Source organism: Rhizobium sp. R693, from assembly GCF_002211315.1.
GTDB lineage: Bacteria > Pseudomonadota > Alphaproteobacteria > Rhizobiales > Rhizobiaceae > Rhizobium.
This window is the reverse complement of sequence record NZ_LOKY01000017.1, coordinates 56111-65979: the sequence shown is the minus strand read 5'-3', so window position 1 is coordinate 65979 and position 9869 is coordinate 56111. Positions and strand designations below refer to the sequence as shown.

Here is a 9869-nt window from a genome sequence, read left to right as displayed (position 1 = left end):
CAGGACACCCCGACAAACAGCCCAATCAGGGGGCGGCATCATCTCGGAACAAGGGGGCGGTTAATTCTCGGAATTGGGGGGCGGCATCATTTCGGAATGCGGGGGCGGCTTGCCTCGGAATCTGCAAGCTGAACGCCTCTCGCTTGGCGTATGAACAATTCAACGCCGTACTCGTACTCAAGCTGAGCAATCTTCCTGCTCACCGCCGAAGGAGCAATCCGCAGCTGGTCTGCGGCCGCCCGGATTGAGCCAAGTTCCGCGACACGGAAGAAATAATCAAGGCTTTGTCGAGGTGTTGATCGCATTCTTAGCGGCCCCCCCTGCGAAGGCCAAGTCGATACTTTTCGCGCTGGATCAGCTCTCTGTTCGATAATTCGGGGATAGTCGGTCGCTACCCCCGAAATCCTCACTTGGAAACAATTTCCTTCAAGATCGCCTTATCGACCGGCTTGATCTCGATCCCTGCAGCCTGCTGACTGATGAGAGCAACTGCCGAGCTATCCCTGTCGGCCCATCCCTTATCCATCGCTGCTTCGAGTTGAGTCATCACAGCTTTGGACAGGTCCATTTGGAGCCCCATGCCGTCGGCGAGTTCGAGCGCAAGCCGAAGGTCCTTATGGGCGTGGCGCAATCTAAAGGCGGGCTCGTCGTACGTGCCGTCCATGTACTTCATTGCAATCCCATCAAACGTCCGCTGGAGTCCGTTTGATCCCTCGCGGATAGCCTTGAACAGAGCCAGCGGCTCGATCCCGGCTTTTACGCCCAGGTTCATTATCTCTGAGAGCATCACATGGCGGATGTTCGCTCCGGTATTGTGGACGAGCTTGGTAATCGTACCGGTACCTACCGCGCCCATATGTTCGATTGCCTTTCCGGCTGCCTTAAGAACAGGGAGGGCTTTCTCAAACGCTGCCTTGTCGCCGCCGACCCAGATAGCAAGCGTGCCGTCAGCTGCTCCCCACGGCCCTCCGCTCACGGGGCCGTCCAAAAAGCTCACACCTTTGTCTTTGAGCTTCGCCTCCAACTCCTTGACGACATCCACACCATTGGTGGACAGGTCTACGATAACCGCACCAGGCTTCAGCGTTTCAGATAAAGTGCCTGGACCAAGGCAAACGGACTTTACTTCCGTTGGACCAGGGAGGGACAAGAGCACGACATCCGTGTCGCGACCCGCGTCGCCAGGCGTCTTGGCCACGCTGACAATGCTTTCCGGAATAGACGCGGCTGCGGCTTCATTAATATCGAAAACCTTTAAGTCAAAACCTGCCTTCGCTACGTTCTTAGCGATAGACAGACCCATCAGACCCAGGCCAATGACAGCGACCTTCATGTTGGAACCCTCATTCATTTCTTTTGGCTTGCAATCACTTCTTTGGCGACCTTGAATGCTTCGCCAGCGGCCGGGACACCTGCGTAGATGCAGACTTGAAGAAAGATCTCCCGGATTTCATCCTCGGTTACCCCATTGGTAAGTGCGCCGCGTACATGACCGGCGAGTTCACCTGAACGGCCCATCGCGCTGAGCATAGCGAGGTTGATTATGCTTCGGGTTTTCCGGTCAATGCCAGGGCGGTCCCAGATTTCACCCCAGCAATAGCGCAGGGCAAGCTCCTGGAAGGGGAAGTCGTAGGCGTTCGGATCGGCAATGGCCGCCTCCGACCATTCCTTTCCTATTACTTCTCCGCGGATGGCACGTCCGCGTTCGTAGAGTTCACTCGTCATGGCACGTCCTTTCTGTGTCGCCTGTTTTCGAAACAATGACACGCAATCGCTGGGGCAGAGTGCCTCGTCCTGAAACGAGTGTTGCCATTTGAAGAACAGTGGCTATACCATTCGGCAGGAGCAGATAGAGGTGGGACCGATTTGTCGGGTTCAGGAAAAGTTAGCGATCAAAGAAGGCGGACCACCCTGGTCAAACGAATGAGTCACTTCGACTTTCGGAATCTCGCTTATCTTGAGGCGGCAGTTACAGCGGGCTCAGTACGAGGGGGAGCGGAAGTCCTAAACACGTCGCCGTCAGCGCTAAGCCGCCAGATTGCTAAAATGGAAACGGAGCTGAACGTGCCTTTGCTTGAACGCCACGGACGGGGCGTGAGGCCCACGGAGGCTGGCACCCTCTTCCTAAGCTATTTCCAAGATCAACGGCGGCAGATCGAGACAGTGGTAGAAGGCGTTTGGCAAATCCTTGGTCTACAGCGCGGCGCAATTGCCATTGCATTGGGGAGGGGCTTTGGAGAGGCCGCGATGGCTGTAATGAAGCAATTTTCGAAGACACATCCGAGCGTCCAGCTCAATCTTTCTTTCGGGAGTACCGACGAGATCGTTCAGAAGATCGTAGAGGGCGACGCTCACATAGGGCTCGCTTACAATCCGCCTAAGGATCCAAAGTTACACTGTAATGCTGCAAAGCTTCATCCGATGTGCGCTATCACTAAGCCTTCCCACCCCCTGACGACCCTTAGTCGCCGAGTGAGGATTTCCGATTTAGTCAATTACGATCTTGGGCTTTTGCCAGGGAAGTTTGGTATAAGGCAGACGCTCTTGCACGCAGAGGATGATGAACACGTAATGCTTGCGCCCAAACTAATCGCTAATTCGGACTTCGCGCTCGAAAGATTTGCGTTAGAGTGGGACGGCGTGACTGTAAGTCCCGCATTTGGCTTTGCTGCGAAAATCGCTAATGGCGACCTCGTCGCAACGGAGTTCGAGGAGCCGTACCTTCGCGCGGCCGAAGCTCAGTTACTGACGCGAAGAGGAAGAAAGCTTTCGCCCGCGGCAAGTGCGTTGCTGCAGGCTTTCAAGGCTTCTTTGAACGTCATCAGGCCCTAGCGGACAGCGTGAAGGCCTTTTACGCGTTCAATGATCTCCACCCCCGCTCAAGGTCGTGAACGTCGATAAAGCCTGAACGAAGGCCGAGACCAAAGGCAAAAGGCGCTCCTTTCTGGTCGTCTTCATCGGCTTCCGCGAGTTGTGAGACGCCCTTGGACCGGGCTGATGCGCTTATCAAAAGAGGCCTTGATATCCGCCGAACATCGTCACGGTGGTCTTGAGACGCATGTAGTTGTCCATTGCTTCCCAGCCGTACTCGGACCCAAGTCCGCTTGCCTTGCGGCCTGGCACCGGAGTGTTGAGCGAGAGCGTGTGGACGCAGTTGATCCACACGATACCGGCGTTGATGACGCGCCTTGCTACTTCCGCTCGGGCCAGGCTATTTGTCCAAACCGAAGCAGCAAGACCATATTGGGTGTCGTTTGCGGCCGCATAGGCCTCGTCATCGGTATCGAACGGATAGACGGCCATTACCGGTCCAAAAATCTCTTCCTTGGCCAGAGGATTCGTGGGGTCGAGATCGGTCAAGATAACAGGCGCAATGAAATTGCCGCCGTCGAGCGGCTTGTAATCCGCCTTGAGTTCGACCTGCTTGGCACCCGCAGCCGCGCCCTGGGCAAGCAACTTCTTCACGCGCTCCAACTGGACCTGGGAGACAATTGGACCAAGATCATTTGCCGGATCAAGCGGATCGCCGATCTTAATCGCAGCCACCTTTTCTTGGCACTTGCTGATAAAGCTGCCGACGAGTGATCTTGCGACAAGAACCTTCGCGCAGGAAGTGCAGGTTTGACCTTGGTTCATGAAGACTGTGGTTACCGCACCGCTGGCTGCGGCATCCAGGTCTGCATCGTCGAACACGATCAAAGGTGATTTCCCGCCAAGCTCTAGGGTGACCGATTTCAAGTTTTGGCCAGCGGCTGCTGCGATCCGGCGGCCGGTTGCCGTGGAACCTGTGAAGCTTAGCTTCGGCACGCCCGGGTGGTCGACAAGCGCTGCACCTGCCTCGGCACCCAAGCCTGTCACGACGTTAAATACGCCTTTGGGAAGACCCGCTTGGTCAAGAATATGTGCCAACAACAGTGCCGAGAGCGGTGTCTGCTCCGCAGGCTTGAGGACCAGCGCGTTGCCACACGCCAAAATCGGCGCAATCTTCGTTGCTGCGTTAGACATGGGATAATTCCATGGCGAGATCGCTCCAACAACCCCGTACGGTTCTTTCTCCACCAGACCGGTGGTTTTCGGGCCCATGTCGATGACTGAGCCGCGAATTTTGTCGGTGATGCCTGCGTAAAAATCGAACATACCCGCTGTGCCGTCGACATTGCGACCGGCAGTCTCGGAGATCGTCTTGCCACTGTCGATGGAATCTAGTGTTCCCAACGCCTGGCGATGCTCGCGGATCAACTCTGCGGCTTTGCGAAGGATGGCCGCGCGAGCCATTCCGTCCATCGCGGCCCAAGTCTTGGCAGCAACTTTCGCTGCCTGTACGGCGCGATCGACATCAATCGCTTTTCCTTGCGCGATTTGAGCAAGTTCGTGGCCGGATGCTGGATCGATGGACGCGAAGGTCTGGGCGTCCGCGGCGCTTTCCCACTCTCCGCCGATCCAAAGTGTTTTACCAGCAGCACAGTCGGACGGAAGATAGTCAGTCAGTTTGATCTTTTCCGCTATGGCCATTTTGACCTCCCTTGAGTGTAGTGGTTGGTAAGACGAATTCTGCAGCAGGGAGCGTTCGAGAAGGAGGGACGAGCGTTGCGCTTTCGTCAACGCTCGATAACCGAACGAGCCCGGGTGTGCTGGTAAGTGCCCGCGTGAAGGCGCCGGTCTGGCCGTGAATATCCGAGACCGCAGCATATTGTCCGGCGTCCTAATCGAATAGGCAGTTCTGGAAGCATTCGTAAGGCGGTATCCTGTTAGCGAAGATAACCGAGGACACCCATATTTGGTCTGTCTAAAGCATACAGGTTCGTGCTGTGGCGCTTCGTAACGTCCCTGCTGATTTCTCCGTTCAATCCCACCATGACCCCATTTTTTCCGGGCGTGCGAGGGAGATGCCGTCAGCGACTTGAAAGAGTTGCACCGACTCAACCGGTCCTTCGGCACGAGAGGCTGCGACTAGCGAAGCAACGTCCGCCGTTGCGGTTCGTCCTCCTGGATTCAGGCTCCCGGTCGGTAGATATCGCGTCAAACCTCGGTGAAAGAAAGCACCACACCGCCGAGCTTGTCGGCTTGTGTGAGAACAACCCTGTCCCCGACCGTAGTGGGCTCAAACTCCGACGCAGCGAGGCTCTTCCTCAAGGCGTCGATTGAACGGACTTTGAGGTCTATCGCAAACTCAAACGGCTCTGAGATGGACGTGATGCTAGAAGGAAGCTGTCCATACCGTGTGCCCGCATTGGCCCTGTCCAAGACTAGGAAGTCACCGTTTCCGGTCTTCACGCGGTGAAAGCCTTCCGTATCCCTGCTGATTTTGTCCGGACCGTGGATAACGCCAAGCCAGGCCAAGACGCTTTCGTGCTGATCCGCCTCAGCGAGGATCGCGACCGAGGTGAAACCATAGGCCGTATTTGGGTGGTCCATCCATTCCTGAAATTCGATTAGATGGCGTTTGTGCTGCTGGCACGCGAAATTAGACAGGCGTGGCAAATGATCTGACCGGAAGATTTTCAAGGTAGTGCTGGTTCGGTCCGGTGATCCGTCCGCAAGAACAACGTCTCGGCCGAATTCGATTGTTCCTTGGCAGGAGCCGCCGCGATCCTCGACTGCTTTGGCGTCCCGGTTCGCATCGTCGCTGTATAGAGCCGTCAGCGCGATTCCCTCGCGTTCCTGAAGGCTCTCATGAATGAAGCGGCCAAACTTGAAGTCACCAGCTGGATACCCATCAATCAGAGAAGTGTCGTAGATGCTCATGAGTTCCAAAAGGGACTTCTCGAACAAAACCGCACAAGTAGATGTTCCCCAGGGGTGTTTGCCGATTGCCTTCATGCTGAATCCGAGTGTGCCATACCTTTCACGAACCGTTGGAAGGTCATTGACGCAGACAAGTGGGTGATCGATGCCAAGAACGTTGGTCAATTTTCTTACTCCGAAAGTGGCTGGTTAAACCCCGTGAAGGATTTTTCGCCTCTGGCTTTTGGTTTGGCTGGAATACCGACGACAGTTTGGTGAGGATCGACGTCTTTCGTAACCACCGAGCCAGCGGCTACGACCGCGCCTTCACCAATGACGATTCCCCCTAAAATCACCGCCCCAGCTCCTATCGTCGCTCCTCGATTTATCCGGGGGTGTCGTGGACCGTCTTTCGCTCGATGGAAGCTGCTCCCTAATGTTACGCCATGCCAAATCGAAACATCGTCTTCGATCACGGCAGTTTGGCCAATTACAATTCCCAATCCGTGATCAAACCACAGACCCGAGCCGAGCTGCGCCTCTGGCTGGATGTCGCAACCAAATGCTCGTCCTGTATGGCCTTTGATTGCGAATGCCAGCTCCCGTCGGCCAGCTTTGAGTGTGGAGCGCGTGACGCGATACGCGAGCAGGCCATGTAGTCCGTTCGCAAAATGCAGCGTGGCAATCTCGCCACCTGGGTCGCGATCCTTGGTGGCTGTCGCACGGATATCAGCGATAGCGTTTTGGAAGGCCTCATTGTCAGTCTCGAACACATGTAACGAGGTGCTGAGGACAATGTCGCGAGCGGTGGCGGAAACGCACGCCGCTAGAATGTGCGCAATTAACTGGGCGTCGTTCGTGAGCGTTTCCGGATCATAAGCGAAGGCGGACCCAAGGCTAGGCTCAGTCTTGAATAGTCTTTTTGCTTCCGTGAGGAGGCGATCCGGCAGGCCTTCGACGCCAGTCGGTGCGACTTGCTTGACGTTGTTCATCTTCATTCTCAGTGCTTAAGGACGCGGGAAAGGAAAGTTCGTGTCCGTTCATTTTGGGGGTTATCGAAGAAGCTGTTTGGCTCTCCGACTTCAGTTATACGTCCGTGATCAATGTAAACCACGCGATCAGCGACTTCTCGGGCAAAGCCCATTTCGTGCGTGACAATCATCATTGTCATCCCTTCAGACGCCATCTCACGCATGACATCGAGAACTTCACCGACCATTTCGGGGTCGAGTGCAGATGTGGGTTCATCGAAAAGCATGATATGTGGGTCCATTGCCAAAGACCGCGCAATGGCTACGCGCTGCTGCTGGCCACCGGATAGGGCCGCTGGATACTTGGGCGCCTGATCTTGCAAACCAACCCGCTCCAGCAGCTTCATTGCCTTCTCCTCGGCTGCTGCTCGCGGTTGCTTCCGCACCCTGATCGGCGGAAGTGCAATGTTCTCTAGGACGGTCATGTGAGGAAACAGATTGAACTGCTGAAAGACCATCCCAACCCCCTTGCGGATGTCTTGGAGGGCCTTGTCATCACCCACTGCTCTCTCTTCAGCGACCGGCATTCTATAGCCGTCAACCGTCAATGTGCCGTCCTGATATTGCTCCAGCCCATTGACGCAGCGGATTAGTGTTGACTTTCCAGAGCCGCTGGCCCCGATCACAACGATGACCTCTCCACGTTTCACGGAAAGATCAACGTCCTTAAGAACGTGGAAGTTGCCGTAAAACTTGTTAAGGCGCTCGATATTGACGATGGAGTCCACCGTTTCGAATTTCCCGCTCATCGGTGTGCTCCTTTGCTGAAGTAGAGTTCGAGGCGTCGCGCCATAAAGGTGATGATGCTTCCAATCGCGAAGTATGCCGCGAACAAAAAGACGTAGACTTCATAGGTCTGGCCGCTGTTCTGAGGATTGGCCAAAACCATTTGGCCAGCACGAAGGAAGTCTGTCAGTCCAATGATGAAGACCAGTGGAGCGTAGTTGAAGATGTCGAGGGTATTACCAACAAGGCCGGGCAGCGCTACACGCATCGCTTGAGGCAGTACCACTAGCTGCTTAACGTCCCAGTCGCTGAACCCAAGTGCTTCCGCAGCCTCTACCTGGCCGCGCGGCACCGACTGCAATCCACTTCTAATGAACTCAGCGGCGTAAGCGGAGTAAAAGAGGACAAATCCGATAAGGCCACGAACGACATCAGGAACATGAAGGTTCGACAGCAAAAGCGGCTGCGCAATCCAGATCAGGTAGACGACGAGGATAAGCGGGACAGCACGCATCACTTCAATATATGCAGTTGAGAGCGTGCGAACGCTACCGATCTTGCTTTTGCGACCAAACGCGAGAGCGATGCCTACAGGAATGGTCAGAACAGCAGAGCAGATTGTAAGCACGACTGACAGCAGAAGCCCGCCCCAGTTAGAGGGACCAACCGGGTAAAGAACTGCGATAAAGCCAATGCCAAGGACAGCATAAATCTTGGCCGTGTGAGCCTGTATCAACTCAGACCTCGACCCGACGAGCCAAGCCAGTAGCGTTATCAGCGATATAGCCAATGTGTTGGTCGCAGCTTTTTCGGAGACCGTCCCCGCTAGAAGGATAAGGATCACTGCAACAACGCTAGCGACGATCAAGCGAGTTGTAGAAGGACGAGCCACGGATGCCGCTGCCACCGCCAGCATCGCCGAAATCGCTCCAGCCGCGATCCAGGCTCTCCACAATTCTGTCTCCGGGAATACCCCGGTCATCAAGACTTTGGCGCTAGATCGAATGACTTCCCAGTTCGCTAGGCCAATTACCCAGTAAACAAACAGGACAAGTAGCCAGATCAGAGTTGGCACGACGATCAACGTCAGGACCGTGTCGAATGGCTTGGCGAAAAGATTGAACCGCAGCCATTTTAGGGCGACTGATGTGTTCATCATCGTGCTCCCGGAATTCTAAGCTTTATATTAGCCAGATTTACGAGCCCGCTGATCACCCAGCTCATGAGAAGGTAGACAATCATGACGATGATTACGCCTTCCATGCTTCGACCTGTTTGGTTGGCAATAGTCCCATACACGTTGAAAAGATCGGGAAAGCCAATGGCGATGCCTAGTGACGTATTTTTCGCCAGACTGATGTATTGATTTCCAAACGATGGCAGCACAACCCGGAAGACCTGCGGCAAGATAATGTCTCGCAGTGCGTACTTCCGAGAGAAGCCTAGCGAAGCAGCCGCTTCCCATTGGCCTTTCGGTAGACTTTCAATCGCGCCGCGAACGACTTCCCCGATGTAAGCGGCAGAATTGACGGATATTGCGATGAGAATGGCGCTAAATTCTGGCGTTAATTGAAGGCCGCCGGAGGCACGGAATTTTCCGGTCGAGGGAAGGTCCAACGTGAGTGGAAATCCGGAGGAGCAAGCCCAGCCTGCGAGTGCAGCAGCGACCGCGAGACAGACAATGCGGCGGACGTTCGTCTTCGATCTAATCGCGAACCCCGTGGCGACAACCGCAATAAGCAGCGTTAGCACCGAAAGGGTTGTCGCACCCTCGGTCGCCGCAAGCGACGGAAACCAAACACCCTGCTGCGCGAATATCATCCCGCAGAAGTGAAGTGCACTTGCTAGGGGCGGCAATTTCAATACGACGGCCACGTACCAGAACGTCAACTGGATCAACAAAGGCGTGTTCCGAAGGAACTCAACGATCCAAAAGCATATTTGCCGGATGAGCCAATTTGTCGAAAGTCGGCCGGTACCAAGGAAGACGCCCAAGACAGTCGCTAGGACGATGGCGAGAACGGCGGTCTTAATGGTGTTGAATAGTCCGGTCAAAAGGGCCTGGGCGTTGGTCATCTCCGAAGAGAACGAGACCAGGCCGAACGGATCGCTGAGCTGAAGGGTCATGCCCTCACTTAATTCGAAGCCTGCGGAAGCGTTCATATAGTTGAAGCTAAACGCAATTCCTCGCGCCGCTAAGCTTTCCCGAAGCGCATAACCTAAGCCGAAAAGAGCGACGGCAACGACAAGCACGACCAGGAATTGAATGACATTCTTCCTGATGATGCGCATTTGTAGATTATGACGGTCCGGGATCATGGTTGACACACTAGCTGTCATTTCTAGTCCCTAACTACGATAGTCGGGGTGGCCAGCGATCGCTGGCCA

General features: G+C 55.1%; 10 protein-coding genes. 1 reads left to right on the top strand and 9 read right to left on the bottom strand.

All coding sequences use genetic code 11. The features are described 5' to 3' along the window. Positions 1-86 precede the first annotated feature (86 nt). From ATY79_RS16440 to ATY79_RS16430, 3 genes are all read right to left on the bottom strand, one after another. Positions 87-305, bottom strand: a complete 219-nt coding sequence (locus ATY79_RS16440; protein WP_088704456.1) for a LysR family transcriptional regulator — start codon at positions 303-305, stop codon at positions 87-89. Between the two features lie 101 nt (positions 306-406). Next, positions 407-1390 (bottom strand): NAD(P)-dependent oxidoreductase, encoded by a 984-nt coding sequence (locus ATY79_RS16435; RefSeq protein WP_348627570.1) that lies wholly within the window; start codon positions 1388-1390, stop codon positions 407-409. Next, positions 1348-1725: a carboxymuconolactone decarboxylase family protein gene (locus ATY79_RS16430; protein WP_088704444.1), complete on the bottom strand. Its 378-nt coding sequence runs from the start codon at positions 1723-1725 to the stop codon at positions 1348-1350. Before ATY79_RS16430 ends, ATY79_RS16435 begins: the two co-directional genes overlap by 43 nt. Positions 1726-1923: 198 nt before the next feature. Here ATY79_RS16430 and ATY79_RS16425 point away from each other — a divergent pair, with 198 nt between their 5' ends. Beyond that, positions 1924-2832, top strand: coding sequence for a LysR family transcriptional regulator (locus ATY79_RS16425; RefSeq protein WP_088704443.1), 909 nt, complete (start codon positions 1924-1926; stop codon positions 2830-2832). Positions 2833-3006: 174 nt separating this feature from the next. On the opposite strand, the gene ATY79_RS16420 is transcribed toward ATY79_RS16425, so the two are convergent. The 6 genes from ATY79_RS16420 to ATY79_RS16395 all read right to left on the bottom strand — a co-directional run bounded on the left by ATY79_RS16420 (position 3007) and on the right by ATY79_RS16395 (position 9821). After that, positions 3007-4512, bottom strand: a complete 1506-nt coding sequence (locus ATY79_RS16420) for an aldehyde dehydrogenase family protein (protein WP_189638033.1) — start codon at positions 4510-4512, stop codon at positions 3007-3009. Positions 4513-5019: 507 nt separating this feature from the next. Next, entirely contained in the window at positions 5020-5910 is an 891-nt protein-coding gene (locus tag ATY79_RS16415; RefSeq protein WP_088704441.1) for a VOC family protein, read from the bottom strand. 5 nt (positions 5911-5915) lie between these two features. Then, the gene (gene cysE, locus ATY79_RS16410; RefSeq protein ID WP_210421407.1) at positions 5916-6716 is read right to left on the bottom strand and encodes a serine O-acetyltransferase; all 801 of its coding nucleotides are present in this window, start codon (positions 6714-6716) and stop codon (positions 5916-5918) included. An 8-nt stretch (positions 6717-6724) separates the two neighbouring features. Continuing rightward, positions 6725-7483: an amino acid ABC transporter ATP-binding protein gene (locus ATY79_RS16405; protein WP_088704455.1), complete on the bottom strand. Its 759-nt coding sequence runs from the start codon at positions 7481-7483 to the stop codon at positions 6725-6727. Positions 7484-7500: 17 nt separating this feature from the next. Continuing rightward, the gene (locus tag ATY79_RS16400) at positions 7501-8637 is read right to left on the bottom strand and encodes an amino acid ABC transporter permease (protein WP_245312396.1); all 1137 of its coding nucleotides are present in this window, start codon (positions 8635-8637) and stop codon (positions 7501-7503) included. Next, positions 8637-9821 (bottom strand): ABC transporter permease subunit, encoded by a 1185-nt coding sequence (locus tag ATY79_RS16395; protein WP_245312395.1) that lies wholly within the window; start codon positions 9819-9821, stop codon positions 8637-8639. The genes ATY79_RS16400 and ATY79_RS16395 overlap by 1 nt, the downstream gene beginning before the upstream one ends. Positions 9822-9869: the final 48 nt, after the last annotated feature.